The 16,996-nt window shown below is 64.5% G+C and carries 17 protein-coding genes and 1 pseudogene; 9 read left to right on the top strand and 9 right to left on the bottom strand.

What is annotated here, in order from left to right; all coding sequences use genetic code 11:
• The first annotated feature begins 85 nt into the window (after positions 1–85).
• Together ACVWZ5_RS12445 and ACVWZ5_RS12440 are read left to right on the top strand one after the other, a co-directional pair.
• Positions 86–721 (top strand): LysE family translocator, encoded by a 636-nt coding sequence (locus ACVWZ5_RS12445; RefSeq protein WP_028690782.1) that lies wholly within the window; start codon positions 86–88, stop codon positions 719–721.
• Between the two features lie 27 nt (positions 722–748).
• On the top strand, positions 749–1,045 hold the full coding sequence (locus ACVWZ5_RS12440) for a DUF3144 domain-containing protein (RefSeq protein ID WP_028690783.1): 297 nt from the start codon (positions 749–751) through the stop codon (positions 1,043–1,045).
• 56 nt (positions 1,046–1,101) lie between these two features.
• Here ACVWZ5_RS12440 and ACVWZ5_RS12435 read toward each other — a convergent pair whose 3' ends face one another.
• The gene (locus tag ACVWZ5_RS12435; protein WP_457340640.1) at positions 1,102–1,890 is read right to left on the bottom strand and encodes a formate/nitrite transporter family protein; all 789 of its coding nucleotides are present in this window, start codon (positions 1,888–1,890) and stop codon (positions 1,102–1,104) included.
• Positions 1,891–2,154: 264 nt separating this feature from the next.
• Here ACVWZ5_RS12435 and ACVWZ5_RS12430 point away from each other — a divergent pair, with 264 nt between their 5' ends.
• The 3 genes from ACVWZ5_RS12430 to ACVWZ5_RS12420 all read left to right on the top strand — a co-directional run bounded on the left by ACVWZ5_RS12430 (position 2,155) and on the right by ACVWZ5_RS12420 (position 5,003).
• Complete coding sequence (locus ACVWZ5_RS12430) at positions 2,155–3,093, top strand: Dyp-type peroxidase (RefSeq protein WP_062574267.1); 939 nt, start codon at positions 2,155–2,157, stop codon at positions 3,091–3,093.
• 93 nt (positions 3,094–3,186) lie between these two features.
• Entirely contained in the window at positions 3,187–4,005 is an 819-nt protein-coding gene (locus ACVWZ5_RS12425; protein ID WP_280070989.1) for a DNA-binding protein, read from the top strand.
• A 104-nt stretch (positions 4,006–4,109) separates the two neighbouring features.
• Positions 4,110–5,003: a sterol desaturase family protein gene (locus ACVWZ5_RS12420; protein ID WP_457340639.1), complete on the top strand. Its 894-nt coding sequence runs from the start codon at positions 4,110–4,112 to the stop codon at positions 5,001–5,003.
• Here ACVWZ5_RS12420 and ACVWZ5_RS12415 read toward each other — a convergent pair.
• Positions 4,986–5,672 carry a helix-turn-helix domain-containing protein gene (locus ACVWZ5_RS12415; protein WP_457340638.1) on the bottom strand — a complete coding sequence of 229 codons (687 nt, stop codon included), beginning with the start codon at positions 5,670–5,672 and terminating at the stop codon, positions 4,986–4,988. The two genes, ACVWZ5_RS12420 and ACVWZ5_RS12415, sit on opposite strands and share 18 nt — an antisense overlap.
• 204 nt (positions 5,673–5,876) lie before the next feature.
• On the opposite strand from ACVWZ5_RS12415, the gene ACVWZ5_RS12410 reads away from it, so the two are divergent.
• A complete protein-coding gene (locus ACVWZ5_RS12410) occupies positions 5,877–7,556 on the top strand; it encodes an MFS transporter (RefSeq protein WP_062574263.1) in 1,680 nt (559 codons plus the stop codon).
• Between the two features lie 46 nt (positions 7,557–7,602).
• Here ACVWZ5_RS12410 and ACVWZ5_RS12405 read toward each other — a convergent pair whose 3' ends face one another.
• The 3 genes from ACVWZ5_RS12405 to ACVWZ5_RS12395 all read right to left on the bottom strand — a co-directional run bounded on the left by ACVWZ5_RS12405 (position 7,603) and on the right by ACVWZ5_RS12395 (position 9,491).
• Positions 7,603–8,172, bottom strand: coding sequence for a hypothetical protein (locus ACVWZ5_RS12405; protein ID WP_084942194.1), 570 nt, complete (start codon positions 8,170–8,172; stop codon positions 7,603–7,605).
• A 91-nt stretch (positions 8,173–8,263) separates the two neighbouring features.
• On the bottom strand, positions 8,264–8,650 hold the full coding sequence (locus tag ACVWZ5_RS12400) for a VOC family protein (RefSeq protein ID WP_062574261.1): 387 nt from the start codon (positions 8,648–8,650) through the stop codon (positions 8,264–8,266).
• A 121-nt stretch (positions 8,651–8,771) separates the two neighbouring features.
• Complete coding sequence (locus ACVWZ5_RS12395) at positions 8,772–9,491, bottom strand: IclR family transcriptional regulator (protein ID WP_062574260.1); 720 nt, start codon at positions 9,489–9,491, stop codon at positions 8,772–8,774.
• A gap of 170 nt (positions 9,492–9,661) precedes the next feature.
• On the opposite strand from ACVWZ5_RS12395, the gene ACVWZ5_RS12390 reads away from it, so the two are divergent.
• The 3 genes and pseudogenes from ACVWZ5_RS12390 to ACVWZ5_RS12380 all read left to right on the top strand — a co-directional run bounded on the left by ACVWZ5_RS12390 (position 9,662) and on the right by ACVWZ5_RS12380 (position 11,881).
• A complete protein-coding gene (locus ACVWZ5_RS12390) occupies positions 9,662–10,414 on the top strand; it encodes an SDR family NAD(P)-dependent oxidoreductase (protein WP_062574259.1) in 753 nt (250 codons plus the stop codon).
• A gap of 81 nt (positions 10,415–10,495) precedes the next feature.
• Positions 10,496–11,344, top strand: a pseudogene (locus tag ACVWZ5_RS12385) (PAS domain-containing protein); the annotation flags it as partial.
• A 42-nt stretch (positions 11,345–11,386) separates the two neighbouring features.
• On the top strand, positions 11,387–11,881 hold the full coding sequence (locus ACVWZ5_RS12380) for a methyl-accepting chemotaxis protein (RefSeq protein WP_371349979.1): 495 nt from the start codon (positions 11,387–11,389) through the stop codon (positions 11,879–11,881).
• On the opposite strand, the gene ACVWZ5_RS12375 is transcribed toward ACVWZ5_RS12380, so the two are convergent.
• The 4 genes from ACVWZ5_RS12375 to cobM all read right to left on the bottom strand — a co-directional run bounded on the left by ACVWZ5_RS12375 (position 11,856) and on the right by cobM (position 16,982).
• Positions 11,856–15,134, bottom strand: coding sequence for a transporter substrate-binding domain-containing protein (locus ACVWZ5_RS12375; RefSeq protein ID WP_280070992.1), 3,279 nt, complete (start codon positions 15,132–15,134; stop codon positions 11,856–11,858). The genes ACVWZ5_RS12380 and ACVWZ5_RS12375 overlap by 26 nt on opposite strands.
• Positions 15,135–15,137: 3 nt before the next feature.
• Positions 15,138–15,752 carry a response regulator transcription factor gene (locus ACVWZ5_RS12370; RefSeq protein ID WP_084942190.1) on the bottom strand — a complete coding sequence of 205 codons (615 nt, stop codon included), beginning with the start codon at positions 15,750–15,752 and terminating at the stop codon, positions 15,138–15,140.
• Between the two features lie 170 nt (positions 15,753–15,922).
• The gene (locus tag ACVWZ5_RS12365) at positions 15,923–16,165 is read right to left on the bottom strand and encodes a DUF1272 domain-containing protein (RefSeq protein WP_062574255.1); all 243 of its coding nucleotides are present in this window, start codon (positions 16,163–16,165) and stop codon (positions 15,923–15,925) included.
• Between the two features lie 64 nt (positions 16,166–16,229).
• The gene (gene cobM, locus ACVWZ5_RS12360) at positions 16,230–16,982 is read right to left on the bottom strand and encodes a precorrin-4 C(11)-methyltransferase (protein ID WP_062574254.1); all 753 of its coding nucleotides are present in this window, start codon (positions 16,980–16,982) and stop codon (positions 16,230–16,232) included.
• Positions 16,983–16,996: the final 14 nt, after the last annotated feature.

Here is a 16,996-nt window from a genome sequence, read left to right as displayed (position 1 = left end):
GGAACACCTGTCCTTCGCCTTTCCGCTGGGCGCAGCATCCTGTTACAGTCGCCGCCTCACGTTATCGCTCCGGGGATGTACAAGGATGTCGCTTCACGATTGGTTCGGTTTTGTCGTTGTCTCGATGCTGGTGACCCTGTCGCCAGGACCCGGGGTCATCATGGCCCTGTCCAATTCGTTGTCCCACGGGCCGAGGCGGGCGATGCTCGGTTCACTTGGCAACGCCTTCGGCCTGCTGGTGGTCTCAACCGCCACCAGTGCCGGCCTTGGGGTGCTTCTGCAGTCATCGGCCACGGCCTTCCTGCTGCTCAAGGTGCTGGGCGCGAGCTACCTGATCTACCTGGGCATCAAGCAGTGGAAGAGCCGCAGCAGCGCCTTCGACCAGCTGGAGCAGCCGGCCAAGGCTATCGCCAGCAATCGCCGGCTGCTGCTCAATGGCGTGACGGTGGCGCTGACCAATCCGAAAGCGATCCTGTTCTTCGCCGCTTTCCTGCCGCAGTTCATGCGCACCGGCCACGGCGCCGAGGGCCAGCTCGCCCTGTTGGTAGTCACCTTCGCCCTGTGCTCGATGCTGTCCCACGCTTTCTACGTCACCCTGGCCCAGGCCTTGAAAAACCAGCTGGCCGCGCCAAGCCGCGCGCGCTTGATGAATCGCCTGTTCGGCGTCTCGTTCATGACGCTGGGTGCCAGCCTGTTCACCGTTCAGGCCAAGACGGCCTGAACCCAACGCTTCCAATAGGTAGATGACATGGCACAAGCCACCGACCAGGCTTTCTACGACCGCGCCGACGCGCATATCGAACTGGCCAACCAGCAGATCGAAAAGCTTGAGGATCTTGGCAAGGTCAGCGCTTCGCTGACCTTCGCCGCCAGTCGCTTCAATGCCTGGATGACCGCGCGCAGCTTCAAGTCCGCACAGGAAATGGCCGCTGCGCGGGAGGAACTGCTGAAGTACTTCTGCGAGCAGTACCGGATGATGCTCGAGGACAACCTCGATGAGCATATCCAGCACTTCGACCGCTACGTGCTGGGCCAGGACAGCTGAGTCATCCGTCGCCAGGCCGTGCAGCGCTTCGCCGGCGCCGCGAGGGCTGAAGTCGGTTACTGCAGCGCGCCCTGTTCCTGCGCCGGTACACCAAACGAGACGTAGTAGGCCAGGCCGACAAAGATCGCGCCACCCACGGCGTTGCCCAGGAATACCGCCGCCAGGTTTTCCAGCAACTGTCCCCAGCTCAGGTAACCGGCAAAGATTGCCGCCGGGATCAGGAACATGTTGGCCACCACGTGCTGGAAACCGATGGCGACGAAGGCCATGATCGGGAACCAGATACCGAGGATCTTGCCGCTCATTTCACGGCTGGCGTACGAAAGCCACACCGCCAGGCACACCAGCCAGTTGCAGCCGATGCCGGAGACGAAGGCATGAAGGAAGTCGGCGCTGACCTTGCTGGTCGCGCCCGCCAGGGTCTTGCCCAGGTACGCTCCCTCGGTCAGCCCGAGCAGATGACCGAAGCAATAGGCGACGAACAGCGCGCCCAGTAAGTTCGCCAGGGTCACCAGGGCCCAGTTGCGCGCGACCGCCCACAGGCGGATACGCCCGGCAAACATCGCCAGGGGCAGGCTCATCATGTTGCCGGTGAGCAGTTCACCTCCGGCCAGGATCACCAGGATCAGGCCGATGGGAAACACCGCGGCGCCCAGCAGGGTGCCGAACGAGGCCCATGGCGTGGGGATCATGGCGCTGACGTGGATCGCCAGCAGGAAGCCCAGGGAAATGAATGCTCCGGCCAGGAAGCCGAGGATCAGGGTGGCGCGGGTGGGCAGGTGGGCTTTGCGGGTGCCGGCTTCTATGACCAGCTCGGTGATCCGGGAGGGGGAGTTCACAGACATTTCAACAACTCGAACGCAAGGACGACGGCTCAGGCCGTGGATCGGGGTTTGACAGCGGGGGGCAGCTTCGAAGCGGGCGGCACGTTAGCTGAGGCAATTTGACGCGGTCAAATCGATAGGCTGGATGAGGTGATAGATCTCGTCTATGAGGGGCGGGTATTCAAGCGGGTTGTGCTATACCAAAGCGACCGTGATGGTAGTCGTGTAATGAACGGCCTGGCAACGCACCGGCCTGTTCGACCTTTTCGAGGAGTGCAAACCCGTATGAACACTGTCGAGATCGAACCACAGGCTGTCGACAGCCCAATCACCCGGAGTGCGATGTTCCTGGTGGCGACGCTTGGTCCGGATGAGCGGGATGTGGACCCTGTGCGCGAACTGTGCGGCGACCTTGCCGGGCTGGTGCGTTCGGTGGGCAAGCGCGTGCCGGCAGGCAATCTGTCGTGCGTCATCGGTTTTTCTGCGTCGGTCTGGACGCGGCTGTTCGGCACCCCGCAGCCGGCCGGCCTGCATGCCTTTCGCGAGTTCGGCAGTGGCGCGCGCAAGGCGGTGGCCACGCCCGGTGACATCCTCCTGCACATTCGCGCCGAGCACATGGACCTGTGCTTCGAGCTGGCCGCGCTGCTGGTCAAGCGCCTGGGGCAGGCAGTGACGGTGGTCGATGAGGTGCAGGGTTTTCGCTACTTCGACATGCGCAGCATCATTGGCTTCGTCGACGGCACCGAGAACCCCGGCCCGCGGGATGTCGCGCGCTTCACCCTGGTGGGCGACGAGGACCCGGCGTTCATCGGCGGCAGCTATGTACTGGTGCAGAAGTACCTGCATGACATGACCGGTTGGGAGGCGCTGTCCATTGAGGAGCAGGAGCGCATCATCGGACGCACCAAACTGTCCGATATCGAACTGGATGCCGCGAGCAAGCCCAGTTGCTCGCATAGCGCGCTGACCACCCTGGAAGAGGGCGGCGAAGAGGTCAAGATCCTGCGCGACAACATGCCCTTTGGCCGCCCCGGGGCCGGGGAGTTCGGCACCTATTTCATCGGCTACGCCCGGTCGCCGGCCCCGATCGAGCAGATGCTCGAGAACATGTTCGTTGGCAAGCCGCCGGGCAACTACGACCGCCTGCTGGACTACAGCCGTGCCGTCACTGGTGGGTTGTTCTTCGTGCCGACGGTGGACTTCCTCGAGCAAGCTGCGGGATGACCTACTACAGACGCGCTTGAAAACACGGCTCGGAGCGTGCAGTATTCGCCAAAATTACATGGTACATGCCGGTATGTAACGGCGGAGTGAGCAATGGCGCGTATAGGCATCGACAAGACAGCTGTTCAGCAAGCGCGGCAAGCGCTGCTGGCTCGGGGTGAACACCCCAGTATCGATGCGGTACGTATCGAACTGGGCAATACCGGGTCCAAGACCACCATTCACCGCTACCTGAAAGAGCTTGATCGTCAGTCGGGGCAAATGCTGGGCAACAGTGCGGCGCTGAGCGAACCGCTGGGGCGGATGGTCGAGCGCCTGGCCGCGCAACTGCAGGAGGAAGGACAGGCGCGCATCGACGCTGCCGAGGCCGCCGCAGAGGCTCGTTGTGCGGCGATGCAGGCCGAGCTGCAACTGGCCCAGCGCGACTTGGCCAGCGCGCTGCGCCAAGTCGAGACCTTGAGTGGGGCGCTGCGGGCCGAGTCAGAGCGCCTGGCCACCTGCCAGGCCAGCCTGCAAACCGAACAACTGCGCAGTGCCGGTCTGAGCCAGTCCCAAGGCGAATTGCAGGCACGCCTGGCCGACAAGGACGAGCAACTGCGCGCCAGCTTCGAACAGCGCCAGCAGGAGCAACGCCGGAACGAGACCCAGGTGCGACAGTTGCAGGGGCAATTGCAGACCTTGCAACAGGGGGCCATCGCTCGTCAGGACGAGGTGACCAGCCTGCACCGCGACAATGAGCGCCTGCTCGCCGAGCAGCGCCAGGCAATGGCCCAGAGTCGGTTGCTGGACGAGCAACTGCAGCAGCGTGATGCCCAGGTGCAAGGCTTGCGGGCGATACTGGCGCAGGCCCAGGGCGCCAATGACGAGATGCGCCGTCAGTTGGCGACGCGAACCCAGGGCGTTTCGGAATGATCGCAGGCTTCCTGCTGGCCTGAGACAGGGGATGCGCCGTTCGTTCAAGCGTCTGGTTCAGTTGCCGCGCAACACTGGGGCTCCATCCATGTTCGGAGCCTTCCATGCGCATCCTCTATGCCCCATGCTTTTTCCTCGGGTTCATCGGCACCGCCGTATGGCTGATCAACCTCGGCGCTGACATCCTCTGGCTGCTGCCCCTGCTCGGCGTTGCCATCCTGCTGTCATTCGCCTGCGAAGCGCTGTACCCCTACAAGCCCGCCTGGAGCGAAGCCGGCGGGGAGGGCGGACGCGATGGCCTGCACGCGCTGGTGAACGAAACGCTCAATGTCGCCAGTATCGCCGTCATTCCTCTGTTTGCCGGCTGGCTGCCGGCCAGCAGCCTGTGGCCCAGCCACTGGCCGGTATTGTGGCAATTGCTCCTGGCGCTGCCACTGGCCGACCTGGGCATCACCCTTGTGCACTACGCCAGCCACCGCAGCGCGTTACTCTGGCGCCTGCACGCGGTGCATCACAGCGTGACCCGGCTGTATGGTTTCAATGGTCTGATGAAGCATCCGCTGCACCAGTTGGCCGAGGCCCTGGGCGGTGTGGTGCCATTGTTGCTGCTGGGTTTGCCACAGGATGTCGCGGCGCTGCTGGCTTTCAGTATCTCGGTGCAGTTGCTGCTGCAGCACAGCAATGTCGACATGCGCATCGGTGGCCTGCGCCACCTGTTCGCCTGGGCGCCCGTGCACCGGCTGCACCACCTGAAGTACGGCAGGCTGGGCGACGTCAATTTCGCCCTGTTCTTCCCGCTGTGGGATCGCCTGCTGGGGACCTCGCTGCACCTGCCAGACTATGGGCTGGCCGATGACGACATGGGTATCGGCGATCGCCCGGACTACCCGCAAACCTACCTGGCACAGCTGTGGGAGCCGTTTCGACCGGCGGCCACGGCGCAGCCGCCAGCGCCGCTGCCACGCGGCCTGCGCCAGGCCCTAGATCAGCGCGTCTGAACGCAGGTGGCGCAGGGCGTCGCTGGCGCGAATACCGAACTGCTGACGCAGGCTGCGGGAGAGGTGCGCCGAGTCGGCAAAGCCCGCGGCCATGGCCGCCTCGGTCAGGGAGGCACCGGCCAGCGCCTGGCGCAGGGCTTGGCGCAGACGCTGCCACAGCACCAGGCGTCGTACCGACAGGCCGAGGCTGCCGCTGAACAGGCGCTCCAGTTGGCTGATCGACAGTGCGGCTTCCTGAGCCAGTGTCGTGGCTGGCAGACGCTGCTCGTCCAAAGCCCGGATCCGCGCAAGGGATCTTGCCACGCGCGGGTCCAATGGGCGGCGCGGCGCCTGACGCAACGCCTGGGCGAGACCGGGGATATCACGGGGCGCCTGTTGGCAGACGTCGAGCAAGGCTTCCAGGGTAAACGCCAGGGGCTCGGCAAACAGAGTGATGCAGGGCGCCTGACGCTCGGGGATGGCGTGGGGCTGCAGCGACTCGATGGCCAGCGAACGGCCGCAGCGCTTTTCGCCGGCGATCTCTACGCACAGCTCGCCCTCGAGGGACAGCAGCACCTGGTGGGCATAATGGGCGTGGACGCTGGTTCGGCCCGGCGTGCCGAGCAACAGGCAGTGGTCATCGGCCAGCCAGAGTCGACCTCGCCAAGCGCTGTGCTGTCGTTCGTTCATCCCAGGCTTCCTATCCGTATTGGTCCATAAACACTCATGCGAGTGGATATCGTTCAAAGGCCGATTATGCTTGAAGTGACTTGCCGCGATTCGGGGCCGATGCCTCGTCGTGCTTCGCGCAGCCTGCAATGCCGTTGGGCCTGGGTGCGTGCTTTGGGATCTGTTGGAGCACTCCGGTCTACCCCAACCAGACGGAGGCGACCCATGGCGGTCCTTGACAGCGCATCCACGGGCAGTAGCGCGCCCCAACGTGGCATCACCCGGGAGGAGCGCAAAGTCATCTTTGCCTCTTCCCTTGGTACCGTGTTCGAATGGTACGACTTCTACCTCTACGGATCACTGGCGGCGATCATCGCCAAGCACTTCTTCGCCGGGGTCAACGAAACCACCTCGTTCATCTTCGCCTTGCTCGCCTTCGCCGCCGGCTTTGCCGTGCGGCCGTTCGGCGCCATCGTGTTCGGCCGCCTGGGCGACATGATCGGGCGCAAGTACACCTTCCTCATCACCATCGTGATCATGGGCCTGTCCACCGCCGTGGTGGGGCTGTTGCCCAGCTACGCGACCATCGGCGTGGCCGCGCCGGTGATCCTCATCACCCTGCGCCTGTTGCAGGGGTTGGCGCTGGGCGGCGAGTACGGCGGCGCCGCCACCTATGTGGCGGAGCATGCACCCAAGGGCAAGCGCGGCTTCTTCACCGCGTGGATCCAGACCACCGCGACCCTCGGGCTGTTCCTGTCGCTGCTGGTGATCCTCGCCTGCCGCACTGCCATGGGCACCGAGGCGTTCGAGGCCTGGGGCTGGCGCATTCCGTTCCTGCTGTCGATCCTGCTGTTGGCGATTTCGGTGTACATCCGCCTGCAGCTCAACGAGTCGCCGGTGTTCATGAAGATGAAGGCCGAAGGTAAGGCATCGAAAGCGCCGCTGACCGAGTCGTTCGCTCGCTGGGACAACTTGAAGGTGGTGATCATGGCGTTGCTCGGCGGCACCGCCGGGCAGGCGGTGGTGTGGTACACCGGGCAGTTCTACGCGCTGTTCTTCCTGCTGCAGACGCTGAAGATCGACCCACAGACCGCCAACTTGCTGATTGCCGGCTCGCTGCTGATCGGCACGCCATTCTTCATTGTCTTCGGCAGTCTGTCCGACCGCATCGGGCGCAAGAAGATCATCATGGCCGGCTGCATCATCGCCGCGCTGACCTACTTCCCGATCTTCAAGGCGTTGACCGAGTACGGCAACCCGGACGTGTTCGTCGCCCAGGAGCAGAACCCGGTGGTGGTGGTGGCCGACCCCGGGCAGTGCGCGTTCCAGTTCGATCCGGTGGGCAAGGCCCGGTTCACCAGTTCCTGCGATATCGCCAAGAGCTTGCTGGCCAAGCGGGCGATCCCGTACGAGAACGAGAAGGCAGAGCCCGGCAGCGTGGCGCAGATCCGCATCGGTGAGCGGGTGATTCCGAGTTTCGAGGGCAGTAGCCTGGCCGCGGCGGACCTGAAAACCCAAAGCGATGCCTTCACCGCCACCCTGACGGCGGCCCTGAAGGAGGCCGGCTACCCCGAGAAGGCCGACCCGGCGAAGATCCACTACCCGATGGTGTTGCTGCTGCTGAGCATCCTGGTGATCTACGTGACCATGGTCTACGGCCCGATCGCCGCCTGGCTGGTGGAGCTGTTCCCGGCGCGGATCCGCTACACCTCCATGTCGCTGCCGTACCACATCGGCAACGGCTGGTTCGGCGGTTTCCTGCCGACGGTGGCTTTCGCCATGGTCGCGGCGACCGGGGATATCTACTACGGGCTTTGGTACCCGATCGTGATCGCGGTGATGAGCGCGGTGCTGGGGATCTTCTTCCTGCCGGAGACCAAGGATCGCGACATCAACCACACCTGACCGTCTGCTGGCCCGCTCCACGCATACGCGGGAGCGGGCTTGTCGGTCAGTCGAAGTATCCACGCAAGGTATACCGGTACCCGACATCCACCGCCGAGGTCTGCGGTTTGGCATACGCCTTCTTGAGCACGAACTCGAACGCCGGCTCGTACAGCCCGTCGCGCACCACGGCGCCCGCCAGCACTTCCACTGCGTACCAGCCGTTGTCCAGCTCGATGATCGGTCGCCCCGGCTCCTGGTAGCGTGCCAGCAGGTCGCCCAAGGCCTTGTTGGTGAAGTGCTGCAGGATGCGCCAGGTGAACAGCATCAGCGCACGGTTCTCGATCCGCAGCACATACCCTGCGCGCCGATGTTTGAGGCGACTGCCGGGCTCCAGCATTGCCGGCGTGCGCCCGTCGAGGGTGAACAGGATGCGGTAGGGCAGGTTGTCGATTCCGGCCAGGGGCAGGATCACCCCCTGCGCCACCGCCAGGTCGCCACTGTCGCCGCGGGTGAAGGCACGGGCGAGGTCGTCGGGCAGGTCGTGGTCTTCCTTGAACTGTTCGAGCAACTGGATATCGCCGAGCAGGAAATAGTCGACCAGGTCATTGAGCACTTCGCTGAATTCGTAGCGCATGGGTTGTCCTTGTTCTGGCTGCGCCGGGGTAGTTCAGCAATGTAGCAGTCCACGTGGAAAACCACGCGAGTATCAGGTACGGGCCTGCCGGCTAATGCCGCTGGGCGATCTGGATCAGGTTGCCGCAGGTGTCGTCGAACACGGCCACGGTGACCGGGCCCATGGCCGTGGGCGGCCGGGTGAACTGCACGCCGGCCTTGCACAGCCGTTCATACTCGGCCTGGATATCGCGCACGCCGAACGAGGTGGCGGGAATGCCGTCCTGCTTGAGCGCGGACTTGTAGATCTTTGCCGCGGGATGGGTGTCGGGTTCGAGCAGCAGCTCGACGCCGTTGGGGTCGTTGGGGGAGGTGAGTGTGAGCCAGCGGTGCTTGCCCATGGGGATGTCGTGCTTGGGTTCGAAACCCAGGACATGGTGGTAGAAGGCATGGGCCCTGGCCTGATCGTCGACGAGGATGCTGGTGACCACGATCTTCATGTGTATCCCTCTGAAGGGGCAGCATCGCGCTGCGGGTACCTGGGGATTATAGAAGGGCCGCCTGCACCGGGTGGATTGGTTCGCAGACTTTCAACCGCAGATCGCTGAGCCTTGTCGCCTGTCAGCACGTCACCAGGTCGAACAGCGAGCGCATTGCCCGTGTCGCCATGCGCCGCATCACCGGCGCCTGCAGGCGTTGCGCCGGCCCGCCGGCACCAAGCGCGGCAACCACCTGGCCGCGCAGGCGTAGGGGCAGGGCGAAGCAGTGCAGGTCCTCACGCGAGGCGGCCAGGTCCAGGGCAAACCCTTGGCTTGCGACCTGATGCAGTTCCCGCTCGAGCGTTTGCGGAACCGGTCGGGTACGCAGCAGTTGCCTGGCCAGTTGGGCGTCATGGGCCAGCAGCACCTTGCCGATCGCCGAGGTGGCCAGACCGTCGCGACGGGTGTCAGCGGGCAGTTGCAAGGCCTGCCCCCGGCCATCCAGTGCCGCCAGCGTGAGGTAGGCACGCGTGCCGCCGGGCACCGCCAGGAAGCAGTGCTCCCCACACAGGTCGGCAAACGCGCGCAGTGCTGGCGTGAAAGCCTGGCGCAGACGCTGCTCGGTCTCGCTCAGTGGCTGTGCCAGCTGGCGCAGGCGCAGACCGAGGGCGTAGTGACGCTGGTCGCGGGTGACGTAGCCCAACGACATCAGGGTATCCAACAGCCCATGGACCGTGCTCTTGCCCAGGCCACTGCGGTCGGCGAGGTCGTTCAGGCGCGCCCGGCCGCCTTCGGCGCGGATAAGTTCGAGCAGGTACATGGCCCGCTCCAGGGACTGGATCTGGCGACTGTTGGCGGACATAAGGCGATCCCGGTATGCGATGGCGGTCCATTGTGCCTGCAATCGCAGGGTGGCGCAGCCGCTGGAGTTCGGCAATGTCGAACCTTCTGGCTTTTCTGTGCCCGTTTCAACCGTTGACGGGTGCTGGGCCTACACTCGCCGGCACTTCAACCAGCCAGAGGAATCAGTACATGGATCTGCAACTGCAAGGTGCCCGGGTCGTGGTCAGCGGTGGCACGCGGGGTATCGGTCGAGCCATCGTCGAGTGCTTTCTCGCCGAAGGCGCCCAGGTGGCGTTCTGCGCGCGGGACGAGGCCGGGGTGCGCCAGGCCGAGGCCGAGCTTGGCGACTTGGCCTGCGGCAGGGCGGTGGACATCACCAATGCCGCGCAGGTCGACGGGTGGATCGCCGCGGCCGCCGAGCGCATGGGCGGCATCGATATCGTCGTGCCCAACGTCAGCGCCCTGGCCCACGGCAGCGAGGCCCCCATATGGCGCCAGGCCTTCGAAACCGACCTGCTGGGCACGGTCGGTATGGTGACGGCGGCGCTGCCCTGGCTCAAGGCCTCAGCGCAGGCGGCGGTGATCCTGATCTCCAGTGTGTCCGGGCGTGAACTGAGCAGTTTCGACGAGCCGTACGGTGTGCTCAAGGCCGCGCTGAATCACTATGGCAAGACACTTTCGGCGCGCCATGCCGGCGAGGGTATCCGGGTCAATTGCGTATCGCCCGGCAACGTGTATTTCGCCGATGGCGTCTGGGGGCGAATCGAGCGCGAGCAACCCGAGGCGTTTGCCCGCAGTCTGGCGGCCAACCCGCTTGGACGCATGGCACGGCCGGAGGAGGTCGCCCGGGCCGCGGTGTTCCTGGCCAGTCCGGCGGCAAGCTTCATCAGTGGCACTAACCTGCTGGTCGATGGCGGCCTGACCCGCGGCGTGCAGTTCTGACGACAGCCCGGGCTCGACTGGTAGACGTTGAGGCCACGGGCAGACAGACGGTACAAATCCATAATCCAAAAGTGATATCAGATGGCTTGCATGGCGCTTGGGCCGATCTATGCTCAGGACATCCCGTGGATACAGGAGCCCCGGCCCATGTTCGAATACCATCGCAAGTCCGATCTGGTCGAAATCCAGCGCGCCCGGCAAGCCCTGGCGGGCATGGAGGCGAAGCTGGCGGCGATCAGCCGTTCCATGGCGATGATCGAGTTCGCGCCGGATGGCACGATCCTCGAAGCGAACGAGCATTTCTGCAAGACCATGGGCTACAGCGCTGACGAGATCCGCGGCAAGCACCACCGGATCTTCTGTGACCCGACCTACGCCAAGAGTGCCGAGTACCAGCAACTCTGGCGTGAGCTGGGGCAGGGCAAAGCCATCAGCGGTACCTTCGAGCGCCTGGACAAGGCGGGCCGCGAAGTATGGCTGGAGGCGAGCTACATGCCGGTGATCGACGAGCGCCAGCAGGTCACCAGCGTGATCAAGGTGGCCTCCGACATCACCCGCCATGTGATCGAGGAGCATGAGAGCGAAAGCCTGCTCAAGGCTATCGGCCGCTCCATGGCGGTGATCGAGTTCACTCCGGCCGGGCGGGTGATCAAGGCCAATCAGAACTTCCTCGACACCATGGGCTATCGCCTCGAGGAAGTGGTCGGGCGCCATCATGGGTTGTTCTGCCTGCCCCATGAGCGCGAGTCGGCGCAGTATCGCGATTTCTGGGCCTCGCTCAACCGCGGCGAGTACCATTCGCACCGCTTCGAACGCGTCAACAAGCAGGGCCAGACCGTGTACCTGGAGGCGTCCTATAACCCGATCTTCGATAACAAGGGCCGGTTGTACAAGGTGGTGAAGTTCGCCAGCGATATCACCCGTCAGATCAGTACCCAGCAGACCGCCGCCGATGCTGCCCATGCCAGTTCGGTGCAGACCGACGCCTGCGCGCGCAAGGGCACCCAGGTGGTGCAGCAGGCGGTGGAGGTGATCGAGCAGATTTCCTCCGAGCTGAACGACGCCGCCCGTACCATCGACGCAGTGAGCAAGCAGTCCGAGGTGATCGGGCAGATCGTCCTGACCATTCGCGGCATCGCCGACCAGACCAACCTGCTGGCGCTCAACGCCGCCATCGAGGCGGCCCGGGCCGGCGAGCATGGCCGTGGCTTCGCCGTGGTCGCCGACGAAGTACGCAACCTGGCGGCGCGCACCAGCAAGGCGACCCTGGAGATCGTCGAGGTAGTGCGGCAGAATCACGACCTGTCACTGACTGCGGTGGCCAGCATGCAGTCGAGCCTGACCCGCACGGGGTTGGGCGTGGAGCTGGCCAACGAGGCCGGCACGGTGATCATGGAGATCCAGCAGGGATCACGGCACGTGGTGGACGCCATCAGCCAGATCAGTTCGACCCTTCAATTGCACTGAGGCTCTGGCGAAGTTCCAGCTCCAGGCCTTGCAGGCTCGCCCGCAACCGGGCGAGTAAGCGATCCACGGGCAGGCCCAGGGCGATAGCCTCCTCCAAGGCTTCGCAGTCCTGCCTGACACCTCTGACCTTGAGCATTTTCGCGCCACCTTTGACCCGATGGACAACGGGCACCAGGGCCTCGGGTGATGGATCTGCGCCGAGCGCATGCAGTGCCTGCAGGTCCTCGGCACTGCTTTGCGCCAGTTGTTCCAGCAGACGCCGGGTCAACTGACTGTCGTCCTGGGTGAGGTGGCGCAGTTCGGCCAGGTCGAAGCCACTGGGCCGTGGCATCGTGTCGACCTGATCGGGCAGGGTGGTCGCCAGTGGCAGGCATGCCCTGAGCGCCTGCAGGCCGATCGGTTTGAACAGGCATTCGTCCATGCCGCTGTCCAGGCAACGTTGACGCTCTTCGGCCTGGGCGTTGGCGGTGACGCCGATGATGCGACAGGCCGGTGATCGAGCCTCGCGTTCCTCGGCACGGATGCTGCGGGCCAGCGTGTGGCCGTCCATGACCGGCATGCTGCAATCGGTGATTACCACATCGAAACGGCCGACTTGCCAGAGTGCCAGCGCCGTCTTGCCGTGATCGGCGAGGGTCACCTGGTGGCCCAGCGAACGCAGTTGCTTGTCGAGCAGCAGCAGGTTGGCCGGATAATCGTCGACCACCAGGACTCGCAGGGGGCCGCTGCCGGTTTCGATCGAGGCGTGGTCGAGCGACTCCCGGGTGGCGGGTTCGGCAGCGGGCAGGATGAGATGGACATCGACCTGAGTCCCCAGGCCTTCGATGCTGTGCAAGCGCAGCTCGCCGCCCATGAGCTCGCACAGCTCGCGGCTGATCACCAGCCCCAGCCCTGCGCCTTGGCGCGCCTGGCGGCCATCAACCTGGGAGAAGGTGGTGAACAGCCGTGCCTGGTCGCTGGAACTGATGCCTACACCGCTGTCCTTGATCTGTAGCATGACCTGCTGCAGGTCGCCACCGAACGGGGTCACTGCCAATGACACGTCGACCTGGCCCTGGTCGGTGAACTTTATCGCATTGCTCAACAGGTTCGACAGCACTTGCTTGAGGCGCAACGGGTCGACAAGTACCCAGGCGGCTGCATCGGGCAGTACAGCACGCAGAGCGAGCCCCTTGAAGTGGGCATTGCCCTCGAAGACCCTCAGGGTAGTGCGCACTACTTCGACCAGGTCGGTGGCCACTGGCTGCAAGGTCATGTGGCCGGACTCGATGCGTGAGATGTCGAGCACATCGCCGATCAGATCGAGCAGGCCGATTGCTGAATCGTGGGCCGCCTCCAGCGCTTGGCTGTCACTGTGGCCGTGGCGGCTGTCCTCCAGAGCCATTTCGAGCAACCCGATAACGGCGTTCATCGGTGTGCGGATCTCGTGGCTCATGACTGCCAGGAAGGTGCTTTTTGCCCGGCTGGCCTGCTCGGCGTCGTCCTTGGCCTGACGCAGCTGTTCGAGCAGCCCGCGGCTGAGCGTAAGCTGTTCTTGCAGGGCACGCTGGGCCTCGCTGCGTTGCTGGATCAGTTTACGCAGGTAGCTGTTCCAGAACACCACGCCGGCCAGCAGCAGCGTGGCCAGCACCAGGACCTGCAGCGCCAGCGTGCGGTAGTTGCGCCAGGGGGTGTCACTGGCCACTGCGTTGGTGCGCCAGCGATTGACCAGTTGCTCCAGCTCATCAGGTGGGATGCTCAGCAAGGCCTTGTCGAGGATCGCCTGCAGTTGTGGCAGCGCGGGGCTGACGGCGAAGGTCGCCAGGGCGGGTTCATCGCCCAGTAACCCGGCGATTCTGAGGCGGCCACTGAAGGCCTGGTTGATGAAGTAGGCGGCATTGACGTGCGAGTTGATGGCGACGTCGGCATCGCCATTGGCCACCGCTTCCATGAGCTGCAAGGGATTTTCGACCTCCACGGTACGCAGGTCGACGACCTGGCGTTCCAGGTCGTCGAGCAATGGCGAGCCGCGCAGCAGTGCCACGCGCAACCCCTGCAGCGGCTGCTTGGCGTCCAGTGGCGGTGCATTCTGGCGAGTGACCAGCACCCGCGGGCTGATCATGTAGGGGCGTGTGTAGCGCAGGCGTTGGGCACGATGCACGCCGTAGCCGATAGCACCGATCATGTCGACCTTGCCTTGGGCGACTTGCTCGACCATGTCCTCGAACGACTCCGACTCGACGATCTGGAAGTGCAGGCCGGTGCGCAGGCCGATGCGCTCCAGCAAATCCAGGGCGACACCCCGTGGTTGCTGCTGGGCGTCGGTAAAACTCAGGGGGGCGAGGGTGGTGTTGATCATCACCTTGATCTGCCGGTGCCGGGCGATCCACTCGCGTTCTTCATGGGTCAGGGCGTCGAGGCGGCGGTCGAGCAGGAAGCTGGTGCTGCCGCCCGTCCAGCGCCGCAGGATGTTCAGCCGTTCGCTGTCGGAGATGCGGCCGAGGGCGAGATCGACCAGTTGCAGCAAGCGCGGGTTGTCTCGGGACAGGGCGAAAGCGAAGGTGCTGGCCGGCATCTGGACGAAATGATCGACCTTGACCCGTTCCTGGAAGCCTTTGGCGATCACGTAGTCGGCGCTGATGGCATCCCCCAGGTAGACATCGGCTTGCCCCAGCGCCACTGCGGTCACACCGGCGAGTGTGGAGCGGTAGAGGCTCAGCTGAGCGTGGGGGTAGAGTTGCTGCACTGTGCGAATGGGCAGGTAATGGTCGACCATGGCCAGGCGCAGGCCTTCCAGTTTGTCCTCTACGCGCAGGCTTCGGTTCTGTCGGGACACGATAACTGGCAGGTCGTCGGCATAGGGCAAACTCAGCGTAAGGTCAGCATCGTTGGCCTCGAAGGCATTGGAGCTTCCCAGCAGATCGATCTCGCCGGCACGCAAGGCATCGAGCGCCTGGGCGCGGCTGGCATAGCGTCGCACCTCGATTGGGATGCCGAGCTGTTCGCCGATCAGGCCGGCATAGTCAGCGCTGAGGCCTTCGTAGTCGGCCTGGCTGATGTTGATGTCGAAGGGCGGATAATCCGGGCGCGAGCTGCCCAGCACCAGGCGCTTGCGTTGGTTCAGCCACTGTCGGTCGCTGGCGGCCACCGCCAGCGGCGGCGCCGCGCTCAGAGCTCGGGCGAGCAGGTGGCGGGGCTCGCTGTGCACCTCGCTCAGTGCGGATGGCGACAGCAATGCGACCAGCAGCAGGCACAGTGATGCCCCTTTGCTCATGGTTCAGGCCACGTAGTTGCGTTTGGCGAGGTCCACCATTTCCACCAGCGACTCGACCTTGAGTTTCTCCATGATCCGGCCACGGTAGGTGCTGATGGTCTTGGCGCTGAGGTTCATCTGCTCGCCGATCAGTTTGTTGCTCTGGCCGGCACTGAGTCGGCGCAGCACTTCCATTTCCCGGTTGGACAGCAGCGCCAGGCGCTCGGTCTCGCTTTCCAGGGTGTTGCTGTTGACCGCCATCTGCGGGAAGGTCGAATAGCCCTTGACCAAGGCCTTGAGTGCGAAGACCAGGGCATCGAGGTCTTCGTCCTTGTTGACGAAAGCCGAGATGCCGGCGTCCATACAGCGACGCACATAGAGGTCGGCTGGCTGACCGGTCAGGGCCATGATCCGTGGCGGTGGGTCGATCAGCTTGAGGCGCTTGATCACCTCCATGCCGTCGAGGTCCGGTAGGCCGATGTCGAGGATGACCACATCCGCCTTGGTCTGTTCGGCCAGGCGGGCAGCTTCCTTGCCTTTGCCGGTTTCCCCCACGACGGTGAAGCGTTCACGTTCGAGCAGCATGCGTACGGCGAGTCGAACAATGTGATGGTCATCGACCAACAGCACGGATGTCATTCAGGTAACTCCTGTCAAAGTGCAGCGAGCTTCCAGCCATCTATAGGCGCTGGACAGCAGGCTTGCTGGGCAGCGCGCACCTTACGGATATTCAGGAGCCTTGGTAATAGGCGAGTATAGGTGTGTTGAAAAACCTACACCAACCTGTAGAAAAGTCCTACAAGCGAGGTTCAGGCGCAGGGCGCGTGCGGCTTGTGCACACGCTGTGTCGCGGCGGGGTTGTTGTCCAGCGCCTTGCCGACACGGGTCGGGCGGGCCACCAGCTGGCCGCCGCAGTTCGGGCAGTGGTGGTGGAAGTGCCGGTCGTTGCAGGCTCGGCAGAAGGTGCATTCGAACGAGCAGATCAGCGCATCCGGGCTTTCGGCGGGCAGGTCGGTGTCGCAGCATTCGCAGTTGGGGCGCAGTTCGAGCATGGGCTTGATTTCCGTCCAGTTGGAAAAGCCAGTGTGCTACGTCACGCCCCGGTCGGCAATCGCTTCACGAGCCGGGGCGGTAGAGATGGGCGCGGCCGGCGCGATACAGGGCCGAGTCGGCGAACGGCGCATCGCCCAGCACATGGCCGACCAGGATCAGCGCTGTGCGCCGGAAGCCTTTTGCGGTCACGCGCTCGCTGATATCCGCCAGGGTGCCCTTTACCCAGTCCTGGTCCGGCCAGGTGGCGCGATGGACCACTGCGATCGGGCAGTCGGCGCCATAATGCGGGAGCAGGTCCTCGATGATGCGGGACAGGTGGCGCACGCCCAGGTGGATGGCCAGGGTACTACCGTGGCGGGCCAGGTCCGCCAGTTGCTCACCGGCCGGCATCGGTGAACTGTCGCCATAACGGGTGAGGATCACGGTCTGCGCCACATCGGGCAAGGTCAGCTCACAGCCGAGCAGCGCGGCACTGGCAGCCGTGGCAGTGACGCCGGGGACGATCTGGTAGTCGATGCCCAGTTCACGCAAGTGGCGAATCTGCTCGCCGATGGCGCCGTACAGGCTGGGGTCGCCGCTGTGCACGCGCGCCACGTCCTCGCCGTTGGCGTGAGCCTGGCGCATCGCCTCGACGATCTGCTCCAGGTGCAGTTCGGCGCTGTTGATTACCGTGTGCGCCTGGTGACCTTCCAGCACGGCGGCGGGGACCAGGGAGCCGGCATAGACGATCACCGGGCACTGGCGGATCAGGCGCTGGCCCTTGACCGTGATCAGCTCGGGATCGCCGGGGCCGGCGCCGATGAAATAGACCGTCATGGGGGTTCCTTGTA

Source organism: Pseudomonas sp. TE6283, from assembly GCF_054060555.1.
Note: the sequence above shows the minus strand (reverse complement) of the source record. Positions and strands in the feature narration are given on the sequence as shown.

What these genes read in the sequence shown, in the direction of transcription:
- ACVWZ5_RS12440 (WP_028690783.1), top strand. Translation starts at nt 749, where the DNA reads ATGGCACAAGCCACCGACCAGGCTTTCTACGACCGCGCCGACGCGCAT.
- ACVWZ5_RS12420 (WP_457340639.1), top strand. Translation starts at nt 4,110, where the DNA reads ATGCGCATCCTCTATGCCCCATGCTTTTTCCTCGGGTTCATCGGCACC.
- ACVWZ5_RS12405 (WP_084942194.1), bottom strand. Translation starts at nt 8,172, where the DNA reads ATGCGCTACGAATTCAGCGAAGTGCTCAATGACCTGGTCGACTATTTC.
- ACVWZ5_RS12445 (WP_028690782.1), top strand. Translation starts at nt 86, where the DNA reads ATGTCGCTTCACGATTGGTTCGGTTTTGTCGTTGTCTCGATGCTGGTG.
- ACVWZ5_RS12415 (WP_457340638.1), bottom strand. Translation starts at nt 5,672, where the DNA reads ATGAACGAACGACAGCACAGCGCTTGGCGAGGTCGACTCTGGCTGGCC.
- ACVWZ5_RS12400 (WP_062574261.1), bottom strand. Translation starts at nt 8,650, where the DNA reads ATGAAGATCGTGGTCACCAGCATCCTCGTCGACGATCAGGCCAGGGCC.
- ACVWZ5_RS12430 (WP_062574267.1), top strand. Translation starts at nt 2,155, where the DNA reads ATGAACACTGTCGAGATCGAACCACAGGCTGTCGACAGCCCAATCACC.
- ACVWZ5_RS12410 (WP_062574263.1), top strand. Translation starts at nt 5,877, where the DNA reads ATGGCGGTCCTTGACAGCGCATCCACGGGCAGTAGCGCGCCCCAACGT.
- ACVWZ5_RS12395 (WP_062574260.1), bottom strand. Translation starts at nt 9,491, where the DNA reads ATGTCCGCCAACAGTCGCCAGATCCAGTCCCTGGAGCGGGCCATGTAC.
- ACVWZ5_RS12425 (WP_280070989.1), top strand. Translation starts at nt 3,187, where the DNA reads ATGGCGCGTATAGGCATCGACAAGACAGCTGTTCAGCAAGCGCGGCAA.
- ACVWZ5_RS12390 (WP_062574259.1), top strand. Translation starts at nt 9,662, where the DNA reads ATGGATCTGCAACTGCAAGGTGCCCGGGTCGTGGTCAGCGGTGGCACG.
- ACVWZ5_RS12370 (WP_084942190.1), bottom strand. Translation starts at nt 15,752, where the DNA reads ATGACATCCGTGCTGTTGGTCGATGACCATCACATTGTTCGACTCGCC.
- ACVWZ5_RS12365 (WP_062574255.1), bottom strand. Translation starts at nt 16,165, where the DNA reads ATGCTCGAACTGCGCCCCAACTGCGAATGCTGCGACACCGACCTGCCC.
- ACVWZ5_RS12375 (WP_280070992.1), bottom strand. Translation starts at nt 15,134, where the DNA reads ATGAGCAAAGGGGCATCACTGTGCCTGCTGCTGGTCGCATTGCTGTCG.
- cobM (WP_062574254.1), bottom strand. Translation starts at nt 16,982, where the DNA reads ATGACGGTCTATTTCATCGGCGCCGGCCCCGGCGATCCCGAGCTGATC.
- ACVWZ5_RS12435 (WP_457340640.1), bottom strand. Translation starts at nt 1,890, where the DNA reads ATGTCTGTGAACTCCCCCTCCCGGATCACCGAGCTGGTCATAGAAGCC.